This window comes from uncultured Dokdonia sp., from assembly GCF_937910895.1.
GTDB lineage: Bacteria > Bacteroidota > Bacteroidia > Flavobacteriales > Flavobacteriaceae > Dokdonia.
Genome location: NZ_CALEMI010000157.1, coordinates 1 through 25067 on the forward strand (window position 1 = coordinate 1; position 25067 = coordinate 25067).

Annotated in this window: 23 protein-coding genes and 1 tRNA gene; 13 read left to right on the plus strand and 11 right to left on the minus strand. The window is 36.8% G+C overall.

The genetic code is table 11. The features are described 5' to 3' along the window. Positions 1-883, plus strand: an 883-nt coding sequence (locus tag Q0505_RS18315) for a mevalonate kinase (protein WP_299216007.1), incomplete at its 5' end; no start/stop codon positions are given. Between the two features lie 17 nt (positions 884-900). Beyond that, a complete protein-coding gene (locus tag Q0505_RS18320; protein ID WP_299216010.1) occupies positions 901-1821 on the plus strand; it encodes a geranylgeranylglycerol-phosphate geranylgeranyltransferase in 921 nt (306 codons plus the stop codon). A gap of 11 nt (positions 1822-1832) precedes the next feature. Here Q0505_RS18320 and Q0505_RS18325 read toward each other — a convergent pair whose 3' ends face one another. Further along, a complete protein-coding gene (locus Q0505_RS18325; protein ID WP_299216013.1) occupies positions 1833-2597 on the minus strand; it encodes a TIGR03915 family putative DNA repair protein in 765 nt (254 codons plus the stop codon). 3 nt (positions 2598-2600) lie between these two features. After that, positions 2601-3884, minus strand: coding sequence for a putative DNA modification/repair radical SAM protein (locus Q0505_RS18330; RefSeq protein WP_299216016.1), 1284 nt, complete (start codon positions 3882-3884; stop codon positions 2601-2603). A 134-nt stretch (positions 3885-4018) separates the two neighbouring features. Between Q0505_RS18330 and Q0505_RS18335 the strand changes: the two genes are divergently transcribed. Beyond that, entirely contained in the window at positions 4019-4984 is a 966-nt protein-coding gene (locus Q0505_RS18335) for a carbon-nitrogen hydrolase family protein (RefSeq protein WP_299216019.1), read from the plus strand. Between the two features lie 294 nt (positions 4985-5278). On the opposite strand, the gene Q0505_RS18340 is transcribed toward Q0505_RS18335, so the two are convergent. Continuing rightward, positions 5279-5893, minus strand: coding sequence for a biopolymer transporter ExbD (locus Q0505_RS18340; RefSeq protein ID WP_299216022.1), 615 nt, complete (start codon positions 5891-5893; stop codon positions 5279-5281). Positions 5894-6129: 236 nt separating this feature from the next. Between Q0505_RS18340 and Q0505_RS18345 the strand changes: the two genes are divergently transcribed. Genes Q0505_RS18345 through Q0505_RS18360 form a run of 4 tightly spaced genes read left to right on the plus strand, consistent with a single transcriptional unit; the run spans position 6130 to position 10007 of the window. Beyond that, a complete protein-coding gene (locus Q0505_RS18345) occupies positions 6130-6993 on the plus strand; it encodes a pseudouridine synthase (protein WP_299216025.1) in 864 nt (287 codons plus the stop codon). Between the two features lie 54 nt (positions 6994-7047). After that, positions 7048-7767 carry a glycosyltransferase family 2 protein gene (locus Q0505_RS18350; protein WP_299216027.1) on the plus strand — a complete coding sequence of 240 codons (720 nt, stop codon included), beginning with the start codon at positions 7048-7050 and terminating at the stop codon, positions 7765-7767. Next, complete coding sequence (locus Q0505_RS18355; protein WP_299216031.1) at positions 7760-8386, plus strand: lipid-A-disaccharide synthase N-terminal domain-containing protein; 627 nt, start codon at positions 7760-7762, stop codon at positions 8384-8386. Before Q0505_RS18350 ends, Q0505_RS18355 begins: the two co-directional genes overlap by 8 nt. Further along, positions 8370-10007 carry a phospholipid carrier-dependent glycosyltransferase gene (locus Q0505_RS18360; protein WP_299216034.1) on the plus strand — a complete coding sequence of 546 codons (1638 nt, stop codon included), beginning with the start codon at positions 8370-8372 and terminating at the stop codon, positions 10005-10007. Before Q0505_RS18355 ends, Q0505_RS18360 begins: the two co-directional genes overlap by 17 nt. Here Q0505_RS18360 and Q0505_RS18365 read toward each other — a convergent pair. From Q0505_RS18365 to Q0505_RS18380, 4 genes are read right to left on the minus strand one after another with little or no spacing between them, the layout of a single operon-like run. Next, positions 9994-11382: a glycosyltransferase 87 family protein gene (locus Q0505_RS18365; RefSeq protein ID WP_299216037.1), complete on the minus strand. Its 1389-nt coding sequence runs from the start codon at positions 11380-11382 to the stop codon at positions 9994-9996. The two genes, Q0505_RS18360 and Q0505_RS18365, sit on opposite strands and share 14 nt — an antisense overlap. Continuing rightward, a complete protein-coding gene (locus Q0505_RS18370; RefSeq protein ID WP_299216041.1) occupies positions 11379-12869 on the minus strand; it encodes a glycosyltransferase in 1491 nt (496 codons plus the stop codon). The genes Q0505_RS18365 and Q0505_RS18370 overlap by 4 nt, the downstream gene beginning before the upstream one ends. Then, positions 12869-13561 (minus strand): glycosyltransferase family 2 protein, encoded by a 693-nt coding sequence (locus Q0505_RS18375; protein WP_299216044.1) that lies wholly within the window; start codon positions 13559-13561, stop codon positions 12869-12871. The genes Q0505_RS18370 and Q0505_RS18375 overlap by 1 nt, the downstream gene beginning before the upstream one ends. Before the next feature lie 14 nt (positions 13562-13575). Further along, positions 13576-14058, minus strand: a complete 483-nt coding sequence (locus Q0505_RS18380; RefSeq protein WP_299216047.1) for a hypothetical protein — start codon at positions 14056-14058, stop codon at positions 13576-13578. 157 nt (positions 14059-14215) lie between these two features. Here Q0505_RS18380 and Q0505_RS18385 point away from each other — a divergent pair, with 157 nt between their 5' ends. From Q0505_RS18385 to Q0505_RS18395, 3 genes are all read left to right on the plus strand, one after another. Further along, the gene (locus Q0505_RS18385) at positions 14216-15334 is read left to right on the plus strand and encodes an FAD-dependent oxidoreductase (RefSeq protein ID WP_299216050.1); all 1119 of its coding nucleotides are present in this window, start codon (positions 14216-14218) and stop codon (positions 15332-15334) included. Between the two features lie 349 nt (positions 15335-15683). Then, positions 15684-16097, plus strand: a complete 414-nt coding sequence (locus Q0505_RS18390) for a 3-oxoacyl-ACP synthase (protein ID WP_299216053.1) — start codon at positions 15684-15686, stop codon at positions 16095-16097. 317 nt (positions 16098-16414) lie between these two features. Further along, the gene (locus Q0505_RS18395) at positions 16415-17095 is read left to right on the plus strand and encodes a class I SAM-dependent methyltransferase (RefSeq protein ID WP_299216056.1); all 681 of its coding nucleotides are present in this window, start codon (positions 16415-16417) and stop codon (positions 17093-17095) included. Here the strand turns inward: Q0505_RS18395 and Q0505_RS18400 are convergent. After that, positions 17069-18031, minus strand: a complete 963-nt coding sequence (locus Q0505_RS18400; RefSeq protein ID WP_299216059.1) for an ABC transporter ATP-binding protein — start codon at positions 18029-18031, stop codon at positions 17069-17071. The genes Q0505_RS18395 and Q0505_RS18400 overlap by 27 nt on opposite strands. 132 nt (positions 18032-18163) lie before the next feature. Between Q0505_RS18400 and Q0505_RS18405 the strand changes: the two genes are divergently transcribed. Together Q0505_RS18405 and Q0505_RS18410 are read left to right on the plus strand one after the other, a co-directional pair. Beyond that, positions 18164-19390 carry a metallophosphoesterase gene (locus Q0505_RS18405; RefSeq protein ID WP_299216062.1) on the plus strand — a complete coding sequence of 409 codons (1227 nt, stop codon included), beginning with the start codon at positions 18164-18166 and terminating at the stop codon, positions 19388-19390. A 66-nt stretch (positions 19391-19456) separates the two neighbouring features. Next, positions 19457-19756 (plus strand): thioredoxin family protein, encoded by a 300-nt coding sequence (locus tag Q0505_RS18410; RefSeq protein ID WP_299216065.1) that lies wholly within the window; start codon positions 19457-19459, stop codon positions 19754-19756. A gap of 10 nt (positions 19757-19766) precedes the next feature. Here the strand turns inward: Q0505_RS18410 and Q0505_RS18415 are convergent, their stop codons facing one another. Further along, a complete protein-coding gene (locus Q0505_RS18415; protein WP_299216068.1) occupies positions 19767-20432 on the minus strand; it encodes a polysaccharide deacetylase family protein in 666 nt (221 codons plus the stop codon). Positions 20433-20437: 5 nt separating this feature from the next. Beyond that, a complete protein-coding gene (locus Q0505_RS18420; protein WP_299216071.1) occupies positions 20438-23758 on the minus strand; it encodes a DUF2723 domain-containing protein in 3321 nt (1106 codons plus the stop codon). Positions 23759-23908: 150 nt separating this feature from the next. On the opposite strand from Q0505_RS18420, the gene Q0505_RS18425 reads away from it, so the two are divergent. Further along, positions 23909-23981: transfer RNA gene (locus Q0505_RS18425), tRNA-Gln, on the plus strand. A 113-nt stretch (positions 23982-24094) separates the two neighbouring features. Here Q0505_RS18425 and Q0505_RS18430 read toward each other — a convergent pair. After that, the gene (locus Q0505_RS18430) at positions 24095-24931 is read right to left on the minus strand and encodes a universal stress protein (protein ID WP_366519445.1); all 837 of its coding nucleotides are present in this window, start codon (positions 24929-24931) and stop codon (positions 24095-24097) included. Between the last annotated feature and the right edge of the window lie 136 nt (positions 24932-25067).

A 25067-nucleotide genomic window follows, 5' to 3' on the forward strand; every position in this document is an offset into this window, starting at 1 on the left:
CAAAGACTCAAAAGGACTCTCTATCCCTTACAACTTTTACAACGGAGCTTTAAAGACGGATGATCATACATCACCAGAAGCCGTAGATTCTAATGCGAAGCTGAAGAAGTTTGCAGATCATCTATCTGTACTTTCTCAGTCTGAAGATGTATCTGTGCATTTTGATATGGAGCGACTTTCTCAAGATCTAGAAAAAGGAATGTACTTTGATTCTAGTATTCCTCAAGGATACGGAGTGGGAAGTAGTGGCGCATTAGTAGCCGCAATCTATGATAAGTATGCGACCGAGAAAATCACGGTACTAGAAAACTTAACAAGAGAAAAATTATTAAAGCTTAAAACTATTTTTGGCGCGATGGAATCTTTTTTCCACGGCAAATCTTCTGGGCTTGATCCTTTAAATAGTTATTTGAGTTTACCTATCCTTATTAACAGTAAGGATCATATTGAGCCTGCGGGAATTCCATCACAAGAGCAACAAGGCAAAGGCGCGGTGTTTCTTTTAGATAGTGGGATTGTTGGAGAAACAGCACCTATGGTCAATATCTTCATGGAAAGTATGAAGCAAGAAGGATTTAGAAATATGCTTAAAGATCAGTTTGTAAAGCATACAGATGCGTGTGTAGACGATTTCTTAAAAGGCGATGTAAAATCATTGTTTGGCAACGTAAAGCAGCTTTCTAAAGTAGTGTTAAGCAACTTCAAACCTATGATTCCAAAAGCGTTTCATACTCTTTGGAAGCAAGGGATAGAAAGTAATGATTATTACCTTAAGCTTTGTGGTTCAGGTGGCGGCGGTTATATCTTAGGATTTACTGAAGATATTGATAAAGCAAAAAAGGCTTTAGTTGGACACAAACTAGAAGTAGTCTATAACTTTTAGATTTTCAATTACATTTTATGGGTACGCTTTCGCGAAAAAATAAACATCTAATTCTTAAGATGTTTAGCTTGTTCTCAGTCGTGAGGGGATACAATATACTCGTGATTTTATTGGCACAATATCTAACGGCTATTTTTATTATCGCACCCGACACCTCTCTTAGAGGTATTTTATTTGATGTTAGTTTGTTAATGTTGGTACTCGCTTCTGCAGCAACCATTGCAGGTGGATATATCATTAATAATTTCTATGACTCCGAAAAAGACCTCATCAATAGACCTCGAAAAACACAATTAGACAGGCTTGTAAGTCAAAACACAAAACTGTCATTTTACTTTATCCTCAACTTTCTAGCAGTCATTTTTGCGAGTTATGTGTCTTTTAGAGCCGTGGTCTTTTTTGCGGGGTATATATTTGGAATTTGGATTTATTCTCACAAGCTTAAAAAATACCCTTTTATAGGAAATTTGACAGCGGCACTTCTAGCGATTACTCCTTTCTTTGCGATCTTTCTATATTATAAAAACCTTGATACTGTCATCTTCGTACACGCGAGTTTTTTGTTTTTAGTCATTGCTATGCGAGAGCTTACCAAAGACTTAGAAAATCTAAAAGGAGATTTAGTACAAGGATATCATACCATCCCAGTTGTGTTTGGCGAACGCACTTCAAAATGGATGCTTACAGCACTTGCAGGTTTTACGATTATACCTATATATTATTTAATCAATCATTTTGAAATAGGATATATGTATGTGTACTTCTATGCGAGTGTAGTTGCCTTACTCTTTTTCTTAGGAGCTTTATGGAAATCGCAAGAAAAGCTTCATTATTTATTACTCCATAATATCTTAAAGTTTATTATTGTAGCAGGCGTATTTTGTATTGTTTTGATAGAGCCTAGTGAGTGGCTTCGGTTTGTGCCTTTTAGAATGTAATTCAGATCAACTCAAGAAGGCTTTTTTTCACTTAAATACTTCCAATAGCGTTTCGGAACGTGTTGTACGTGTAATCTCATATTTTTTCTTGAAGCAATGTTGGTACTATTAAAATAGTTTTGCCATAATTCTTCATATTGTAATTCTTCTTGAGTGAAGTATAAGGATGCTTGAGAAGTGGTGTTGATATCTGAAGATAGTTGTAATTCGATAGTTTCTACCGTATGGAGGTCATAGTAGATGCCATACTTCCGCTTGAGGTCATAAATCAGCCATTTTTGATCTGCGTATCGTTTTTTAAAATGGGTTGAATTTAGTGGTAATACATTAAAATCAGGAGCGATAGTTGCAAAGTAGATGCCATCCTTCGTTTCGCGAAAGCGCACAAAAGCATCCATCCGATGTTTTTCTCTCCCTACCATTTTGACCACTTTACTGATGCGTAACACATCAGAATCTGCATAATTTTTTATTGACAACCCTTCCTTAAAGCATTTTATGATGTATGATAACAATATGTCTTCAATCCCTTCTATTTCACTCAGGAACGCACGATGAATAGCGGTTGTCGTTTCGCTACCTCCTTTTTGTTTTAATCCTTTCCAAACCCGTTGTGCTTTTTCAGGATCAGTGATCACATCTTCTGAGGTATCAAAAAAAGATAAAGCGTTATGATGTTGAGGCACAATAGAAAGCGTGTTGGGCTTTTGCTCATAAAAGTCAAAAATACAGCTAAGAAATCCTTCAAAACTACTATCATATCTATAGATTGCCATCGCTTATAGGGTCGGTAAAGCATTGGAATCAAAAAGGTTGAGTTGCGAACTATATGCCTTCCTGAATTTACTAGCGCTCTCTTGCATAATCATACTTTTAAGTTGACCAGGTGTTCTGTCTTTTGTTTCAAAATCTTTAGAGTCACACGTAATAAAATACTTAGCTCTATTCATAGCAATACCAATATTTTTAAGATGTTCCCAGTTGAGATTTCGGTATCTTCTCGCATGTATGATTTTGTGTACAGACCGCATCCCTACACCAGGAATACGTGCTAGTGTATTACGATCTGCGGTATTGATGTTGACAGGAAATTTGTCGAGATTTCGGAGCGCCCAACCTAATTTTGGATCTACATCTGCATCAAGATTGGGATGTTCTTTAGTAAGTAATTCGCGCACATCAAACCCATAAAATCGAAGCAACCAATCGGCTTGATATAATCTATTCTCACGTAACATAGGGACTTCAGTACCAATAGAAGGCAAACGCTTATCGTAACTAATCGGGATATAACCAGAATAATACACCCGTTTCATTTGAAACTCTTTGTAAAAATAAGCACTGGTGTACATAATTTGCGCGTCAGTTTCTCCAGTAGCGCCAATAATCATTTGCGTGCTTTGACCTGCAGGCGCATAGATAGGTGTGCTTTTAATGATCTTCTTTTCGCTTTTGTACTGAATGATTTCATTTTTCACCTTACGCATAGGTTTTAAGAAATCTTCACGATTTTTATCAGGCGCCAAGAGTTTAAGCCCGGAAGCTGAGGGAATCTCAATATTGACGGAAAGTCTATCGGCATAGAGTCCTGCTTCTCGCATTAACTCATCACTCGCGCCTGGAATTGATTTAAGATGAATATAACCATTAAAATTTTCTTCCTCTCGCAGTTTTTTGGCGACAGCAATGAGTCGTTCCATGGTGTAATCGGCATTTTTAAAAATCCCACTGCTCAAGAAGAGCCCTTCAATATAATTTCTACGATAAAAATTAATAGTTAAATCCACTACTTCCTGCACTTTAAAAGCAGCTCTTTTAATGTCGTTACTTTTGCGCGTCACGCAATACGCACAGTCAAATATGCAATGATTGGTCAGTAATATTTTTAACAAAGAGACACATCGACCATCTTCTGTATAGCTATGACAAATGCCCATCCCGCTACTATCGCCCAATCCCTTGTTTTTATTGGCACGTTTGCTTCCGCTGGAGGAGCAGGAAACATCATATTTGGCAGCATCAGCAAGGATGTTGAGCTTTTCTTTGATTCGGTCGAAATTCATAAATAGGATTTAATCCAAAAATATGGAATATTTCTAATTATTAGAGGTGGATTGAAAAGTTTAACGTTTTTCGCGCAAGCGAACATTCCCTACACCGAGGATCAATTTTGTATTTTTAAACCAAATTCATATCAATGACGCTACCCGAAAATCATCTTAAGATTGCCATGGCACAGATTGCGCCCGTTTGGCTTAATAAAGAAGCAACACTCACAAAGATTAAACAAGCGATTACCGAAGCTGCTCAAGAAGGTGCGGAGTTGATTGTATTTGGCGAAGGACTATTGCCTGGATATCCCTATTGGTTAGCGCTGACAGGCGGTGCGGAGTGGAATAAAACGGTTGTCAAAGAATTGCACGCACATTACGCTCGTAATTGTGTTGATATTGATGCAGGAGATTTAGAGGAGGTGTGTACGCTTTCGCGAAAGCATAACATCGCCATTTATCTAGGGATTATTGAGCGTCCACAAGATAGAGGTGGTCATAGTTTGTATGCCTCTCTCGTGTACATCAATCAAGAGGGATCGATACAATCCGTACACCGAAAGCTACAACCTACCTACGATGAGCGATTGACATGGTCGCCTGGCGACGGACATGGATTGCAAGTACATTCCTTGAAACAGTTTACCATCGGCGGACTAAATTGTTGGGAAAACTGGATGCCTTTGCCTCGCGCTGCGTTGTACGGACAGGGCGAAAATTTACACGTTGCTGTTTGGCCAGGAAGTGATCATAACACCAAAGATATCACCCGATTTATTGCTAGAGAATCCCGTTCTTTTGTAATTTCAGTATCTAGTCGGATGAAGGTGTCAGATTTTCCAAAAGACACCCCACATTACGACGAGTTGGTAAAAAATGCTCCAGAATTATTATCAAATGGTGGCTCTTGCATCGCAGGACCTGATGGAGAATTTATTGTGCATCCAGATATTGAAACCGAAGGAAATATCTACCATACCATTGATTTTAATCGAGTGTATGAAGAACGACAAAATTTTGATGTGGTAGGGCATTATTCACGTCCAGATGTGACGCAATTGAGTGTGAATAGGGAACGGCAGCGTACGGTTAAGTTGAGTCCCTCATCCTAACCTTCTCCCAAAGAAAGAAGCAACTGTTATGGATAAAGTTCTTGAGGCTTGGATAGGTTCAAAATAGAGTAGTACTCTAAAATAGAGCAATACTCTATTTTGAAACTGAAAACAAACTCAAAGCAATAAATTGAGTTAAAATTAAAAGCTCCTCACCTCTCCGAGACCTCTGCTGAGCTTGCCGAAGTAGGAGGTAGCTATATCGAGGAAAGAGATATAGACGGAGGAGAGATTTTCGCTAAAATTATATACAAACTAGCTACGGTCTAAAAGTTAACGACTACCGACTAATGGCTAAAATTTTTGATTTTTCGTCTCAGCATCTGTAATCAGGAGCGGATATAATTCTCTGATTTGTTTTAATTGTGCTTTTACCTTTTCAACGTCTCCTTTATAACGTCCTTCTTGGACTTCTTGGTTAATGGTTGTAAAGGAATATCCAAATAAACGTTGTGACTCACGATTGCGTAAAGTGTTATAGGCTTTGGCTAACTCATTTTGTAGTGCTACGTAATTTTTATACGCAGATTTTCTGTGTGCATGAATAGCAATCACAGCTTTTTCTGGATGATCTGAAGATGCGGGGTTTCGATCTCCTTGACAATAACTACAATAAAGTTCGCTAGTGGTAGCGCCTCCGTTATCTATAAAGTCAAGTGCTATGGCTGAGATTTCTTGGATGGGCGTTACTTTTTCTTTGACAAAAAAGGCACCTTGCTCATTGATGATAATAGGTAAGATGTTTTTTTCTTTAATAGGTAGCGGTTCTGGATTTTTTTCTATTGGAAGAAATCTAGCAATTCCTTTATCCTTATCAATGGTGGTAGTCACTAAGAAAAAAATAAGCAGTAAAAAGGCAATATCTGCCATAGATCCTGCATTAACTTCGGGTGCTGTTCGTTTTGACATAACTGATGGTTTTAAAATTAATTATTTGAATAAAAATCTACATTTGGTTGGTAGCTATTTATTGTAAATAATAAGATGTGGCTAGTATGTCTGTATTAAACTCGTATACCGTGAGGTAAGTTTTTCCGTTTAATTTCTACATAGCATCAAGAGATATGCCATAGAATAGGATCGCAGGTTTTTATTTGTTTGTATTTCGTAGTTTAAACCTACCTTTGTACCCAAATATGAAGACCATGAGTAAAGATGCACCTAGAAGAGGGAAAGGAAAACCGAAACCAAAACCAAAGAGTAGAGCAGAGGTAGGAAAGAAAGACATGCGATCTAATGCAAAAAGTAAGCAGGAAAAAGATCCAAAGGTAAAAGCAAAACCAAATCCTCCAAGAAAGGATGATGGTACGATACGCTTAAATAAATACATCGCAAATTCAGGGATATGCTCGCGTCGAGAAGCAGATATGTATATTTCTATAGGAAATGTTACGGTGAATGGCAAGGTGGTCAATGAGATGGGTCATAAAGTACAGCTTGGAGATGATGTACGCTTTGATGGTCGTCGGATTAATCCAGAGGCAAAGGCGTATGTATTATTGAATAAACCTAAAGGATTTGCAACCACGACGAGTAATGAGAAAGGAAACACGGTAATGGATCTTGTTGCAAACGCAACATCATCTCATATTAAGCCTATAGGAAGACTAGGTCGTAATGCTACAGGATTACTTTTATTTACAAATGACGATGAGGTACATCAGCGTTTTACAAATTCAAAAGCTGGGGTTACCAAACTATATCATGTCGAGTTGTCTAAAAATATAAAGGCAGCAGATATGGAACGTATCAATGAAGGACTTACTATAGAAGGTAAAAATATAAGTATAGAAGAGATCAGCTTTGTAGATGGAGCTCCTAAAAAAGAAGTAGGAATCAAAATAAAGCATACAGGTAATAGTGTGATCCGTACTATTTTTGAACACTTAAATTATGAAGTAGTTCGAATAGATTGCGTTATGATTGCAGGTCTTACCAAAAAAGATTTACCTCGAGGTAACTGGCGTCACCTTACAAAGCAAGAAGTCATTAATCTAAAAATGGTTTAGAACCCATCTAAGTTTTTTAGAAAAAAGTATCTTGCGAGTATCTAACCGTATTTTATGTCGTATCGACTTACTATTGTAGTTCCCGTTTATAACGAAGAAGATAACCTTCAGCGTGTAGAGAAAGAATTTCTTACGTATTTTGAAATGGCTACGGTATCGTGCAAGGTATTATTTGTAAATGATGGTTCCAAAGACAATAGTCAAGAACTCATAGAAGAAATTTGTTCTCGAGACAACCGTTTTACATATATCTCTTTTGCAAAAAATGCAGGACTAAGTGCTGCGATCAAAGCAGGATTTGATTACACCGATACAGAACTTGTCGGATACATAGATGCCGATCTCCAGACTACGCCAGAAGATTTTAATAAATTATTGGGTGAGATGGATGACTGCGCCTTAGTGACTGGCGTACGAGCCGATCGTAAAGATAGTTTTGTAAAAAACATGTCTTCTAAAATCGCCAACGGCATTCGTCGTGCGTTTACCCACGATGGGATGGATGACACGGGATGCCCTCTCAAAATAATAAAGGCAGACTATGCAAAACGCATTCCTATGTTTAGAGGATTACATCGTTTTTTACCTGCGATGATTTTACTTCAAAACGGAAAAATAAAACAAGTGCCTGTGCGTCATTTTCCGCGTATTGCGGGAGAGGCAAAATTTGGTTTATGGAATCGGTTACTAGGACCTTTGATGGACTGTTTTGCCTATCTCTGGATGAAGAAAAAGTATATCAATTACATTGTAGAGAAAACAAGCCGTGGATAAGTTTTCCTTCCTTGCTATTATTGCCCAACTCCTTTTTGGAGGTAGGATGTATACGCAATGGATTCTTTCTGAAAAACAAAAAAAATCAGTTACGCCACTTTTCTTTTGGTGGTTGAGTCTTTCAGGTTCTTTTTTATTATTTATTTATGGGTATTTGCGACTTGACTTTCCACTAATGCTAGGACAGGTATTGACGTATTTTATCTACATACGTAATCTGCAAATACAAGATCAATGGTCTAAAATTCCTAAATGGAGTAGACTGTTATTTTTCTTAATCCCGATTTTCATTATTGTGTATGGATATAATAATGGGGATTATGATATCAAAAATTTATTCAATAATCCTGATATCGCACAGTGGTTATTGATCTTAGGAATTATTGCACAAGTTACCTTTACCTTGCGCTTTGTGTACCAATGGCTCTATGCTGAAAAAAAGAAAGAAGCCATCCTTCCTTTAGGTTTTTGGATTATTAGTCTTATAGGGGGTCTCATGACACTTACTTATTTTATCTTTAGACAAGATATTGTATTAATTATCTCCAATGTGATGGGTGCGATTATTTATACACGTAACATTATGTTATACAGAAAAAAACGTGATAACGCTAGTTAAAAAACGACCTATTCTTACCATCATCCTTTTGGTGGTGGTCTTACTATTACCATTTTTAGGGGTAATGGAAGTCACGATCATGGAAGCTCGTAATTTTATTACTGCCCGTGAAATGCTCACCGACGGTAATTGGATCCTCACGACCATGAATGGAGAAGCACGGTATCAAAAACCACCTTTGCCTACTTGGTTAACAGCGCTTTCGGCGATGGTGTTTGGGATTAAAAGTGTTTGGGGATTACGATTCCCTGCCGTACTCATGATTATGTTATTGGGAAGTATGTTGTATACGCTTTCGCGAAAGCTTACGCTAGATAAATCCCACAGTTTTTACAATGGTTTGATCGGGATCACTTCGCTATACGTTATTCTTATCATTTTTGAAGCCCCTTGGGATATGTATGCCCATACGTTTATGCTCGTAGGGATTTATGGGATTGTACAGGTTTTTAGAACAGCAGAAACTGATTGGAAATATATACTATTAGCTGTTTTAGGAATAAGTTGTTCCGTGCTCAGTAAAGGTCCTGTGTCTGTATATGCACTGCTCTTACCGTTTTTAATTTCGTATGGAATCATATTTCGGAAATCAAATACGACCAAAAAATGGATTCAGCTCTCAGGAATTCTGGTGTTGGGGCTTGTACTAGGATTTAGTTGGTATCTCTATGTCCGCTATGCGGATCCAGAGGCATTTGCAACCATTACGTCCAAAGAAACAGGAAATTGGACCAGTTATAATGTACGTCCTATTTACTATTACTGGAGTTTCTTTACTCAAAGTGGCTTGTGGACGATTCCTGCTTTTATAGGCTTATTGTACCCGTATTTAAAAACACGTGTTTCTAACCTGAAAGTATATCAGTTTACACTGTTATGGACGCTATTGGTGGTGGTATTACTTTCCGTAATTCCAGAGAAAAAATCTAGGTATCTAATGCCAGTGTTAATTCCGCTAGCGATGAATACAGGATTTTATATAGAGTATTTGGTACGGCGGTTTAAGGAGTTAAAAGATAAACGAGAAACCATTCCTGTGTATATTGCTTTTGGGGTGATAGGACTTGCTTTTATAGGCGCTGCAGCTTCTGCTATCTATCTTTTAGTCATAGAAACATCTATCGAAGTTCCTATGGTTAGTTATGTGTTTGCAGGGTTACTTACTGTGATAGGAATCTTATTACTCAAGAAATTATATCAGAAATCAATAGAGGGTGTTATAGTGTTGCTTATGGTTGGGCTTGTCGCTCTTGTTTTTGGATTAGGACCGTTACATATTAAAAATAAGGAAGTAAGTAAAGATCATTTTGGTTTTGATGGTTTTTTTAAAGAGGTAGGTATTGATAAAACAACACCTATCTATGCGTATAAAAATACATCACCAGAAATGGTCTGGGCTAGAGGTGAAAAGATTCTTGTTATTGAAGATTTAAGCGATTTAAAAGAAGGGGATATATTTTATATTATTGATTGTCAGGAATGTGAAGAAAGTATAGAAAATGATGAGCAGATGTCTAAATTTAAATATAACGAGCCTTATTTTATCAATTTGAACTATGAAGGATTAGAGTATAAAGATCGGAAGGCGGGGTATGTGTATAAGTTGACTAAACGAGAATAGCCTTCTCACTCTTCCTAAAAACCTCCCAAAGAAATACGCTCAAAACAATCAAGTATTCTACGGCAACCAATCCTAAGTTTTCTTTAAAACCATCTGGACCGTAGGCTGAGTAGCTTAATATAATCGTAAAACTCCATACCAATGGAAATCGGTACTTTGTAAACACACATAGAATAAGCGGAGTGGCAACATACCAAGGATGTACCGTGGTAGATAATAAAAAGTAAAACGAAATCCCCAGCAATATCGCCGTGATCGTCGCTTTCAACGTTTTGTTTTTCCGAAAGAACGCTAAGAGCAACAAGAATCCCACAACATAACGAGGTAATAGAGGCCCCACATCACCTATAATATTCCAACCTATAGTTTGATATCCATACCACCTGATGATGTAATAGATGCTTGCATTAAACTCAAAGGTTTTAAACCAAAGCGCAATAGACGCGCCGAAGTTTTCAGCGAAAGCACCATTGAGAAATGGAGCAAATGTGAGGGCTACTGTTCCTAAAACAACGAGATAATATAAGGCAGCGTTTTTCCATCCTTTCCATGAAAGAAATAGGTTTTGATTCGGAGGGTTATTTCGCGAAAGCAAAAATTGAAAAAGTAGCGGCAAGAATAATAAGGGTAACAATTTTATAGATATAGAAAGTGCCAATAGAACAGCGCTCCAAACCCATTTGCCTTGATGAAGCAAGTAGAGTGACCACACGACAAAAAAGAGCATCACCGATTCAAAATGAAGATTACCCGTCATCTCTATGATAATAAACGGGTTGAGCGCATACCAAAAAATAGCGTGGATAGGCATTCCCATTCTTTCGAGCAATTTTTTACCTAGGATAATTATTCCCATATCTGCCATCAGAATGAGAATTCTAAGTATCATTGTCGCATCTGAAATGCTATCATTAGAAAAGAATCCTGCAATAGCAAAACACAGTTGATTGATAGGTGGGTAGTTGGTATAATGACTCCCGTTGAGTGCTCCCATCCCTGCATAGAGTTGGTCTGCTTGTGCAATCACATCCATCGCGCCACTTTCTACATAACTTAAAGGCGTGGTTAAGTAGGGATTGAATCCTTCTAAAAGCAGTCTTCCATCCCATATAAAGCGGTAAAAATCCTGCGATAGATTGGGAATGGCAGGAATAAAAACGAGCCTGAATACAAATGCTATAAACGCGAGTAGCCAGAAGTCAGTTTTGCCTAATTGGACTATTTTATAGAAAAAGAAAAAAAGCGCTGTGTAAAGGGTCAGTAATTTTGTAAAATCAGATCGAACGAGATCATACGCAAATGCCCAGTAAAAAGCGAGCGAGAATAAAGCAAAAAGTAGGGGCAGTTTATGATATTTCCAAATCTGGGTGATCACACTTTGGAAGTTAATGATTTAAAGAAAACAAAGCCAAAACCTATAAAAAGCATCAAGTGAAATGGGAACAGCCCAAAATCACCACCTTGATCTCCTACAACAAAGGCGCTATACATTCCAAAAGCAAAATACAGCATCAAGATTCCTTCCAAGATCACGTGAAGAGAGATGTTTTTTTTGAGGTATTTGTTGCCTTTCCAACTATCTTTTAGTGTGTTGATATTAAATTTTGGAGTACGTACAAAATCACTTCGTTTTCCTATATGTCCCTCGATCACAGCAATAGAGTTATGTAATGAGAAGCCCATCGCAATACTGAAAAAGGTAAAAAACATCCCGATATAACGTATAAACTGTTTTAAGCCTCCGCCGTATATATTTTTAAACATAAACCAGTAACAAACAAAAAAGATCAAGGTGCTTGCAACAAAGAAACTCATGACAATAAAATACGTTTTAAGATGCGCATATTCGTTTTTAATGTAGAGCATCGGGATGCTGAGTAACCCTACAATAAGTACATTTAAAAACATGGTACTATTTAACAAATGCAAGATGCCATGAAACTTTGTTTTCGTAGACATATTCTTGCTCTTTAAAACTCGAGAAGCCATCTTCTGGAAGTTTTCTGCACCTCCTTTATTCCATCTAAATTGTTGTGAGCGAGCGGCACTAATCACTACCGGTAACTCAGCGGGAGTTTCTACATCTTCAAGATATTTGAATTTCCAGTTTTTAAGTTGGGCTCTATAACTTAAATCCAGATCCTCGGTGAGTGTGTCGCCTTCCCAATTACCTGCATCTAGAATACATTGCTTGCGCCATACACCTGCGGTACCATTAAAATTGATAAAATGACCTTTGCTATTTCTACCTACTTGCTCTAAGGTAAAATGCGCATCAAGAGCAAAAGCCTGTACCTTGGTCAGTAAAGAATAATCTCTGTTAATATGTCCCCATCGGGTTTGTACCACGCCAATATTGCGATCTATAAAATAGGGAACGGTGCGTTGCAACCAGTTAGGTTCCGGAAGAAAATCAGCATCAAAAATTGCTATAAACTCTCCTTTTGCATTTACAAGTCCTTCTTTAAGAGCACCTGCTTTAAATCCAGAACGATCGGTGCGTGTTACGTGCTTGATGTCAAGTCCTGTCTTTTGTAATCGTTCTATATGTTCTTTTGTGGTTTGCAAAGACTCATCAGTGCTATCATCTAGTACTTGAATCTCTAACTTATGAGCGGGATACTCAAGAAGTGCAATATTATCTAACAGGCGTTCCATGACGTACATTTCATTGTACACAGGAAGTTGTATAGTAATATAGGGTACTTGTGCAGGATCTGACAGGTCAAATTTTGGAGCATCATCCTTTTTATGTTGTGCACGCAAATAATTAAATAACAAATTAAGTTGCGATAGGCTATATGCAAAAATAACAAGCAATGAAATGGTGTAAATCGTGATGATTATGAATTCTATGACCATTATTTAAAACTATATTTAAATATCCAACTTAAAATTTTAATGCCTGCAAAGATAGCACCTTTTACAGTTCCAGATACTTTAGAAACCCCAATACGATTACGGTATTTTACAGGAATTTCTGTGTATTTCATTTTCTTTTTTAACACCTTCAGTTGCATTTCTACTGTCCAACCATAGGTTTTATCTTCCATTTCTAGTGCGAGTAAACTAGCGTACTTTATAGCTCTGAAAGGGCCTAAATCTGTAAATCGAGCATTAAAAAATAGACGCATTAACGAGGTTGCTAGCCAATTTCCAAATATTTGTGGAACGGTCATGGAACCGCTTTCGCGAAAGCGTTTATCTCTCGCCCCAATCACCAGATCACAATCATCTTCAATAATGGGTATTATAAGCAATGATAACTGCTCTGGATAATCACTATAATCACCATCTAAAAAAACAACAATATCAGTAGTGTCTGAAGCATTTGCTATATACTCCATTCCTTTTAAACAGGCATTTCCGTAGCCAGGTGTGTTTTCTCTTAATACAGTGGCGCCAGCATTTTTTGCAACCGTATCTGTTTGGTCGGTAGAGGCGTTACTTACCACAATCACCTCGTGTACGCTATCAGGAATATCTTTAATAACCAGACCTATAGAATCTTGCTCATTGTAAGCAGGAATAATAACTTTGATAATAGGATTCATAATAGGTAGCAGATCTAATATAGCTTTACATCAGGATTGTCATGTCTAAAACTGCGAATACTAGTCCACATTCCTTTATAAACATCTTGTATGTATTTCTCGACTCTAACCAATTTATTTTTTTGGTATACGAGGCTAAATCCGTTTTTCTTGTTGTTTTGGTATTGTGTTTTACGTTTTTCTTGGGTTGCAAGATCGTAAAAAATCCACCAATTCTCGGCGATTCCTTTGTTATAATGACCTTCTCTTTTTAAAGAACCATTTTTAGTATAGTAATACCAATATTTTGATTTTTGATTTCCTTTGTAATGCCCTTTGGAAGCCAGTTGTCCGTTTTCGTAATACTGATACCAGTAGTTGGCTTTTTCTCCAGAAATAATCCATCCTTCTGCTTTAAGTGTCCCATTGGGATGGTATTCCTTATTATACATTTTTACAGAACCCTTATCGGAAGGTGGCGTTAGGCATAAAAATAAAATAAGTAATTGTGAAAGCATAAATCTATATTAAAGTCGCTTAGACGAAAGTGAAGTGTATTGCTAACAGACAACACGCGTTTTTGTTAGCGAGTGGGTAAAAGAAAAGACAGATATATCCAAGAAAGTATATTTAAAATCGATGCTGATGCTTATTTTTACGTAAATCCAAAGCAATATGAGTTTAAGTTATTGGGAACATCAAACATGGCTATCTGCGATTGATTACACGATTGTAGGAAGTGGTATTGTAGGATTGAATGCTGCATTACGCTTACGCGAAAAATTTCCCAAGGCGCGTATTCTCATCCTAGAAAAAGGCATGTTACCACAAGGGGCTAGTACGAAAAATGCAGGATTTGCTTGCTTTGGAAGCCTCTCAGAAATTCTAGATGATTTGACATCTCATTCTGAAGAAGAGGTAGTGGCTCTTATAAAACAGCGTATCAATGGCTTGAAATTACTCAGAGAAACCTTAGGAGATGGTACATTGGATTATCAAGAATTAGGCGGGTATGAACTTTTTACAGATCAAGATGAAGCATTGTATGAACACTGTTTGCAGCACATAGAAAAAATAAATGCATTGTTACATCCCATTTTTGGAGCCCCAGTGTATAGTACCAAAGAAAATACGTTTGGCTTTCAGCAGATTCAAAAGAAATATATTTATAATGCGTTTGAAGGGCAAATAGATACTGGAAAAATGATAGATGGTTTATTGCAGCTTGCCCTCAGTAAAGGAATTAAAATTATGAATGGTGTGCGTGTGATTCGTTTTGAAGATCAAGAATCTCACGTAGAAGTGATTACCGATACATTTTCTTTACAAACCCATCAATTATTGATTGCCACTAATGGGTTTGCTTCTCAACTTGGTTTTCCAGAAGTAAAACCCGCAAGAGCACAAGTCTTGATCACAAAACCGATCCCTGATTTAAAAATTGAAGGAACGTTTCATTTGGATAAAGGATACTACTATTTTAGAAATATTAACAACCGAATTCTTTTTGGCGGCGGACGAAATCTAGACTTCAAAACCGAAGAAACTACAGATTTAGGACAAACCGAGATAGTTCAAAGAGAACTAGAACGATTATTAAAGGAGGTGATTTTACCCAACACTTTTTTTGAAATTGATAGACGATGGAGTGGCATTATGGGTGTTGGCTCTCAAAAGAAACCCATCCTAAAATCTATTTCTATCCGAATACATGCCGGCGTCCGCTTAGGAGGCATGGGAGTCGCTATTGGCAGTCAGGTGGGCAGGGATTTGGCAGATTTGGCAAACAGATGATTTTAGTTTGCTTTTATCCCATTACGGGAGTGGTTGTAATTTTAAAAAAGTAGCTTTTTGCACTTTTTTATAAATTACTTTCCGTCATAGTGTTATGGTCAGGTGGGTAAGGATTTAGCCGATTTAGTGAATGATTGATTGTTGTTTTTAAATAACCCATTATTGGGGGTAGTTATTCTTTTGTTTTTGTAATTTTTGGGACAAAAAGAAAAGAATTTTCTGTTACTTGGTTTCAAAGTCAGGTGGGGAAGGACTTGGCGGATTTGGTAGAAGGATGATTCGATAATTAAGAAATTTATTTGTGATAGATAAACAAAAATTAAAAATACATTTACTTGAGAGATGCGTTGTGCAACTTTCAACGCGCCGCGCCGCGGTAGATAACATACTCGCTAATGTAGCGATATCACTAAAGGAAGAGACCAAAAGTTCGGCTGGGGATAAACATGAAACGGGGAGAGCCATGCTTCAGTTAGAACGAGAAAATGCAGGAAAACAACTCGCCGAAATAGAAAAACTAGAGGCAATTCTTCAACGTATTTCTTCAGACATATCTCCAGACCCTGTTCATTTAGGGAGTGTTGTGATGACAAGTCAGGCAAATTATTTTATCAGCATCCCTGTTGGAGAGATCAAAACAGAAGCGGGAGTTTTTTATGCAATTGGCATAGGATCTCCCATTGGACAATTGTTATTGGGAAAACGGGAAGGAGATGAGGTACGCTTTCGCGAAAGCGTACTTAACATTACCAACATTTATTAAGGAATCTGTAAATACAAATCCGCATCATGTCCTCCTAAAAACATAGATGCGGATTTTCCAACAAACCAACCAAACTATTTTGTAACCTATTTTTCTATTTTAATTTGTATGCTTTCTATGATGAATCTACGTACTAATTGCTTGTTTACTTTTACCAAAGTTAGATGAGTCTTAAAGAAATTAAAACATACAATGAGCCAAGTATCCATTTGAATGAGTGAAGTGTTTTTTAGGGTCTTATTTGAAAATGAATAGACACTAAATTATGCGTATTTTATATTTTAAAGTATTTTCGTGTCAACTAACTAACGAAATAAATGACCATCAACACCTTTTTAATAGGTTTAGGAATCGCTGTGTTCTTGGGCTTCTTTATTCACTACTTCATTAAATTTATAAAACATAAATCTTTATACCCTTTTATGCCGTTTAAGTATAATTTTAGACGTCGTAGAGTCACCTTTGCAAAAACGCTCCAGTTATTATCGGATCGTAATGCAAAGACTATTATAGAAACAGGAACCTCTAGAAAGGGACTAACTGCAACACGAGGAGATGGCGCAGGTACATTTGTTTTTGGTAAATGGGCGATTCAGAACAATGCAAAACTGTCTTCTGTAGATATCAATGAAGATGCGGTAAAAGAGTGTAGAGTAGAGGTAAAAAATCAAAATCTTGAAGAGGTTGTTACTGTTATCCTAGATGATTCGTTACATTTTCTAGCTAATTACAAGGATAAAGTCGATTTTTTATACCTAGATAGTTACGACTATTCTAGAACAGACACTGCTATACAAGTCGCAAGTCAAGAACATCACTTAAAAGAATTTCAAGCCATTGAGTCTAGGCTGCATAAAGATAGCATTGTCCTTATTGATGATTGTGGATTGCCTGGTGGCGGGAAAGGAAAAACAGTAGTTTCTTACATGGAGCAGAAAGGCTGGAACGTCTTGATAGATGCCTATCAAATATTATTGGTTCATCAAGATAGTCTTTAAATCGATTTGTACACGGGTGTCAGGAAGCAGTTCTCTTGAGGATTGAAAGAAAATAACCGTGTCTTTATAGGTGCTTTCTACCAAATAATAACCGCCTCTAAAATAACTGTTTATCACAGTCACACAAATTCCTTGATCTACAACTGCTAATTGATGGGGATATATCAAAGTAGTCATTTTTTTGTCTGTAACTGTGTGATCAAACCAATATGCTGGAACTTCATTTACTTCTCCAAAAAGAGAGGCAATGTAATGTGTTTGCGGGTTTTTATAAAGGTTTATAGTCGTATCATTTGCAATCACTTTCCCTTCTTTAATGACAATGGTTTGATCCATGTAGGATAGGATGTCAGTACTATCGTGCGTAGCCACAATACAGGTAATATGTTGTTTTTTTAAATATGAAAAGAGTTTTCTGCGAAGTTTATTTTTTCTAAAATTATCGATATGAGAAAAAGGCTCGTCGAGTAATAAGATTTCGGGTTCGTTGGCAAGAGACTGTGCTAATGCGACTCGTTGTTTTTGACCTCCAGAGAGTGTTTTTACATGCGCTTTCGCGAAAGCGGTCATTTCCACAACCTCCAATAATTCTTGGGTGCGTTGCTCACTTTCTTCTGGATATAAACGAGACAGGAATTTTTTGATATTTTCTTCTACCGAAATATAAGGCATTAAATCAAAGTCCTGCGAGAGATACTTTATGAAAGACATCCCTGGAACGAGATGATCTTTTGGCCCTGTGATTGGAGTGTTATTCCAGAAAATAGTCCCTGCATCTGTATCATAAAGTCCATAAATGAGCTTAAGCAAAGTCGTTTTGCCACAGCCACTCTCCCCTATAATAGCGACGTGTTTTCCTTGATCAATCTCAATGTTGAGGTTTCTTAAGGAGAAACGATCAGAAATAGCATAAGATACATTTGAAATAGTAAGCATGTGATGACAAAGGTACTATTTGTACGATTAAAAAGAGGCGCAAATTTTAAGAATACCTACTGTTTTGGTTAAATAAAAGTAAAAAGATAGCAAGCTCTTTATAGACGCCTTATTTTTGTTAAAATTTCTATAATGATTCGTTTCATTTTATTTATAGCAATAGTCATTGCTCTTGATATTTACGCCTACCAAGCATTCCGATTTCTAGTCAGAGGACGAGTAGGAATTATATTGTATTTTCTTATTACAGCATTAGTTATAGGAGGGTTGTTTTGGCAATTTTCAACAGGTGACAGACGCCAGTGGTCTGCTACGACACAGTTTTTTATAGTGACTTTTATTATTATGATTGTCTCTAAGATTGTGCTCATAGCAGTTATGTTTGGAGAAGATGGTTTTCGTTCTTTAGAAGGATTGTATTATAAACTATCAGGTAAAAACACTTCGTATACATTACCATCACGGCGTAAATTTATAAGTCAGATTGCATTGGGGCTAGCTGCGATACCATTTGCCTCTATTCTTTATGGAGTGGTCAAAGGACGTTATAACTTTAAAGTATTAAAGTACACCTTGCATTTTGAAGATTTGCCAGATGCTTTTGATAGCTATCGTATTACTCAGATAAGTGATATTCATAGTGGGAGTTTTGACAATAAAGAGAAGGTAGCCTATGCAATTGATCTTATCAACGAACAAGCAAGTGATACCATTTTATTTACAGGGGATATGGTCAATAATGAGGCAAAAGAGATGGAGCCTTATATGGATATGTTCAGTAAACTAAGAGCGAGAGATGGTAAGTATTCTGTGCTGGGAAATCATGATTACGGGGATTATGTGTCTTGGGAAACCGAAGAACTCAAAGAAGCCAATCTAGATCGGCTTAAAGAAATACAAAAAGAAATAGGATTTGATTTAATTCTTAATGACAGTCGTTTCATAGAAAAAGAAGGACAACGTATTGCATTAGTGGGTGTCGAAAATTGGGGAGCTGGAGGATTTAAAAAAGCAGGAGATCTTAACAAGGCAATGACAGCTATTTCATCTGAAGATTTTAAGATCTTACTAAGCCATGACCCCTCGCATTGGGCAAATGAAGTAATTGAGCACAAAGACCATTTTCATTTGACGTTGAGTGGTCATACACATGGAATGCAATTTGGAATAGAGATTCCAGGGTGGATTAAATGGAGTCCTGTAAAATGGAGATACAAACATTGGGCAGGGATTTACAAAGAAAAGGGGCAATATATAAATGTAAATAGAGGCTTCGGGTATTTGGCATTTCCAGGAAGAGTTGGGATATGGCCAGAAATTACGGTAATAGAGCTTAAAAAAGGCTCAGCAACAGCATAGTGAAGATAAAATAGTATATTTGATAAGGATATTCCCCCATTCATTACGCATTAAATCGTAAAGGTTATGTCAAAATTTGGTGAATTAATAGACTTAAACGTTCCCGTTTTATTGGATTTTTATACCGAGTGGAATGAAGACTCTGTATCTATGCATCCAGTGCTCAGAGATGTGGCAGCCGCCATAGGAGACAAAGGAAAAGTAATCAAAATTGATGTCGATAAGAATAACAAGCTTGCAGAGGCTCTACGCATCAAATCATTACCTACACTTATTATCTATAAAAACGGCGAAATGAAATGGCGCCAGAGTGGAGAGCAGGATGCCAATACCTTAATAGGCATTATGCAGGAATATACTACCTAAATAAGGATAGTTACAATATCTTAAATAGAAACTCTTTTTCTAAAAAGTAATCGATCACTTTAGGTAACGCATACTTCATATTTTTTGAAGCTTTTACACTGTCGTGAAAAACGATTAAGTCACCACTTCTTGTATTTTTTATCACATTATTTAAACACTGTTCTGGTGTAACTGAAGCTTCCCAATCATACGCAACTGTACGATACATAATAATCTCATATCCTTTTTTGCGTAACCGTTTTGCCTGTTTTCTTTTTATCTTTCCATACGGAGGTCTAAAAAGCGGAAAATTTGGAATATCCCCTGATGTCTTTTTTAGAACATCGGTCATCGTTTTTTCAGCGAGTTCTGTGCTGGAGATATACGTTTTTGTAGGACATTCCCATCCTTTTAGGTGATGCTGTGTGTGGTTTCCTATACGATGTCCGTCACGTGTAATTTGCTCAAAAATATGTGGATGCTTTTGGACATTATCGCCAATACAAAAAAAGGTGGCTTTAATATGTTTTTCTTTAAGAATATCTAAAACCCATTCTGTTACTTCTGGAATGGGACCGTCATCAAAAGTAAGATAGATCACTTTTTCCTCAGAAGGTTTATCCCATACATACCAGTACGGGTGCATCCATTTTATAAACGAAGGCACCCGCACAGGAAGTGGGATAAAAAGACCCATATTATTTATTGTATAGTATCACTTTCTGTAGAATCTGTTGGAATAGGAATAGATTCGCTATTCAATAGGTTTTCACCATTTAATAAAGTTTCTATACTTTCAGTATCTTCTGCTTCATCGTCATCATAGAAGAAATCAAATCTGCGTAAGAAATTATTGAACTCCTTTGCTTTTTCTTCTACCATTTCTTCATCTTGATTTATGATGAGTAAATCAATAAGACTTCTATACTTCTCTATATTAGTAATAATAGATTCTGCATATTCATACTGTTGGTTTTCAGAAAGACCGCTAAAATACGTTAGTTGTTCTTGGTACTTTGTGGCCAATTGCTCCCAAAGATCTCGTGCTTTTTGAGTTTCTCCGATCTCATAATATCCGCTAACATAAGGTTCTAGTAAAGTGTAAAACTCAAAAATATCTACAGGCATTTTTTCCATCGCCAGATCCATAAGCTCTTTTGCTTTTTCTGGCTGATTCTCTATGATAAGTTGTTCTACAACACGAGCTATATTGCCTCTGTACGTAATGGCGTTAGAACGTGTCTCACGATCGTGATACATATCTGGATCACCACTATTACCCCAGTACCAATTTTTGATAATGTCATAGGACTTATCTGTATCTATACGTCCCATATCATACGGATTACGTGGGTCTACAGGCGTATTAATAGGAATCAATTTGAAACAAACTCCATCCAATTGTAAATAATCCTTCATCCACAAATAATCATCATCTCCAAAACTACCTCCTGTAAAATAAATAGGACGCTCCCAATTGTTAGAGGCGAGAATATCCATCATGAGAAGTCTGTTTTTATACAAAATATCTCCAGAGAGTTCAATATCAATATATGGCACGACTTGATCTGCGTCTTTTGCAGGGATGATATTATTTTTGAGAACTGTTTCTTTGTTTATAGGAATTCTTATTTTTTTACTAGGAAATGTATTTACAAGTTTTCCGTTTTTAAGTTGTTCTTGTGTTCTTGGATCATCACTTGCAATCCAATTTAACCAAGTAGCTATAGGCATGATATCATCATCTTCTTTAATTGGAGCATAAAAGATGGCGTCACGACTACCATAACGGTATTTTTCATGCGTAAGTGTGCTAGGCACAGGATCGCTTTGATACGCTTTACGTTTCATTTGATCCATATACCAGTCTGTATTAATAAGACTTGTGTTAACGACGCGTACATCTGTGCGATAGCCTTCAATTTCTTGGACGTACCAAAGCGCAAATGTATCGTTATCACCGATGGTAAATAAAATAGCATTTTCATCTACCGAGTCTAGATATTTTCGAGCCATAGCAAGGGCTGTTTTACGTCCAGAACGGTCATGGTCATCCCAGTTTTCTTTCGCTAGTAAAACAGGAGCTGCAAATAAGCAAATCACCAGAGCAACAGGGAGTGCTACTTTAGGTTTGATAAAATCTTTAAGCATATCAAATAATGCATACGCTCCAAAACCAATCCATATCGCAAAGACATAAAAAGAACCTACAAGGGCATAGTCACGCTCTCTTGGCTCAAAAGGACGTTCATTAAGGTATACTTTGAGTGCAAGACCTGTGAATAAGAAAAAAACAAGGAGCACGACAAAGTTTTTCCAATCTTTACTTACGTGAAATAATAACCCCAACAACCCTAATAATAAAGGTAGGAAGTAATAGGTGTTGCGAGCTTTGTTTTTTAAGACGTCTGAAGGTAAATTATCCTGAGGTGCTAAAACAAGACTATCTATCCAATCTACACCACTAATCCAGTTTCCGTTAAAGTCATCTCCTTGTCCTTGGATATCATTTTGACGCCCTGTAAAATTCCACATGAAGTAACGCCAATACATATACCCAAATTGATAGCTAAACATATAGGAGATATTATCAAAAAAAGATGGTTTTTCTACGTCAAGATAGTATTGCCCAATTTCACTTTTTAAGAAGGCATTGTATCCATCATAATCTACTTTTCCTTGTGCGTAATCTAGTTTAAACTGTGTGACAATTTCTTGTAGTTCTGGATTTCCAGCATAGTCTGCTTTGATACCAAATTTAAGAGGTCCCGTATATTGCATATAATTGGCATTGTGCTCAGGACTCCACATACGTGGTAAGAATGCTTTGTGAGCATCGTCAAGATTTTGTCCTGCATTACGCCATTCATTTACGACAATATACTTTCCTGATTTCTCATCTTTTTCATATTTTTTCTTTTCGTCTACATACGGATTGTCTGGATCTAGTCCTGAATAATCTGATGTAAATTGAGGTCCATAAAAAAGATGCGTTTCTGGATATTGCTCACGATTGTAATAAGCTAATAATTCACGCGCATTATTCGGATTGTTTTCATTAATGGTCGTTCCGGCATTTGCTCTTATAGGTAGCATTAACCAACTTGAAAACCCAATAAATATAAATAGGACACAAAGTAAAATAGTATTTAAAGCAGGTTTGTTATGCTTTCGCGAAAGCGTAAACCCATAGTAAAAAAGTCCTGCGAGTAATAGGGCTGCGATGACAGTACCACTATTAAAAGGAAGTCCTATCGTATTCACGAAGAATACTTCTAAGTGTCCGAAGATTGCTAATGTGTAAGGTAATAGGAATTTAAAAATAAATAAGAGTACAGCAACCACTACAACAAGGGCAACAATAAAATTTTTGGCTGTAACCTTTTCTGTATTTTTAAAATAATATAAAAGTCCGATGGCAGGAATAGTAAGCAATCCCATAAAGTGAATACCAAAAGATTGCCCTACAATAAAGGCGATAAGAATCAACCATCTGTTGCCACGTGGTTTGTGCATATCACGCTCCCACAGAAGTCCTAAATAAAAGAGAACAGAAAGAATAAAAGCAGCTGGGGCATATACTTCAGCCTCTACGGCATTAAACCAAAAACTATCTGTAAAACTAAAAGCAAGAGCACCAATGGCTGCACTTCCAAGAACAGCATATTGTTTTGTTGTTGTGATTATTTCGTCATTAATCTGTAATAGTTTACGGATTAATAATGTTATGGACCAAAACATAAAAAGGATGGTAAAGGCACTTGTCAAGCAAGAAAGGTAGTTTACAGCCAGTGCGATGTAGGTGCTATCTGGCGCAAAAATAGAAACAAACGCTCCTAAAATTTGATAAAGAGGAGCTCCAGGTGGATGTCCGATCTCTAATTTTGATGAAGTAGAGATGTATTCTCCAGCATCCCAAAAACTAGCTGTAGGCTCCACAGTGAGTGAATATACAAGTAATGCGATGGCAAAAACGCTCCATCCTATTATTTTATTCCACTTCTCAAAGTTGAATTCTGTCATGTTTTTATTTTTTGCAATGTCGCGAAGTTAAGAATATCAGGCAACTTCAGCGTTAATTTTTTCTAAACGTAAAGAAATATTATAATATTTTTAAAAATAAGTTTGCATACCCAAAAGTTTGGTTTAAATTTGCACCCGCTATTAAGATAGTGGCCCATGGTGTAACTGGCAACACGTCTGGTTTTGGTCCAGAAGAGTCTAGGTTCGAGCCCTAGTGGGCCAACTATAATTAAAAAATCCTAATCTGTATGATTAGGATTTTTTTGTTTTATACAAAAAGGGTGTCAGTTAAGTTATGGTATGCTTTCGCGAAAGCATACAAAGAAACACTTGTTTTTAAATCTTAAAAGTAATGACAGGACGTTGTGCATGATTGACAAGCCCTTCACTTAGGGAGCCATTTAAAAAATGAGCAAGACCACTCCTGCCGTGAGTTCCTATCCCGACAAGCCCTGACTCAATAGTGTCTGCAAAATGAAGAATCCCTTTTTCGACAGACTCATCATTATATATATTGAGTGTGTAATCTGTGCATTCAGGTTCTTTAGCCATAAAGGCTTTCATCTTTTCTTCTATCTCATGAGTTGTATGGAAATTGTTTGGGGTATTTATATACAGCATGTGTAGTTTTACCTGATTGTTTTTTGCAAATTCAAAAGCTTGTTTAAAGGAGGTGTGATTTTCTTCTTTAAAATTAGTAGCATATACAAACTTTTTGACAACAAAGTTTTCGTGACGTCTTTTAATAACAAGCACAGGCACCTTAGAGTTTCGGACTACTTTTTCTGTATTGGATCCAATAAGTAATTCTTGAAGGCCCGTAGCTCCATGTGACCCCATGACAACTAAATCAGTTTGATATTTTTCAGTATACTCCATGATACCCTCAAAAGCTCCATCAAACTCTGCGGTTTCATATACATTAATACCGTCTAAAAAAGGAGCATTCATCATATTTTCAAACTTCTGATGTGCTAATTTCATAAAAAATATAGCTTCAGGGAGATCGCTTTTTGAACCCCCAGTAGCTCCATCTACAAGCTGCATAGGAAGCTCGAGCATGTGTAATAGATTAATTTCACTACCATACTTTCTAGCAAGGTCGGCAGCAACGCGTAATGCATTTTCTGCTTGCTCTGAAAAATCTGTTGGAACGAGTATTTTTTTGATCATAGGGATGGGGTTTTAATGAGTAACTCTGCCAGAAATAGTAATAGTTTTCAATTTACAAAATAATATGCAGTTTGATAGGCTTTTATAAATGGATAATTTGTCTTACATTTGCACTATTGAAAGAAACGAGTATAGA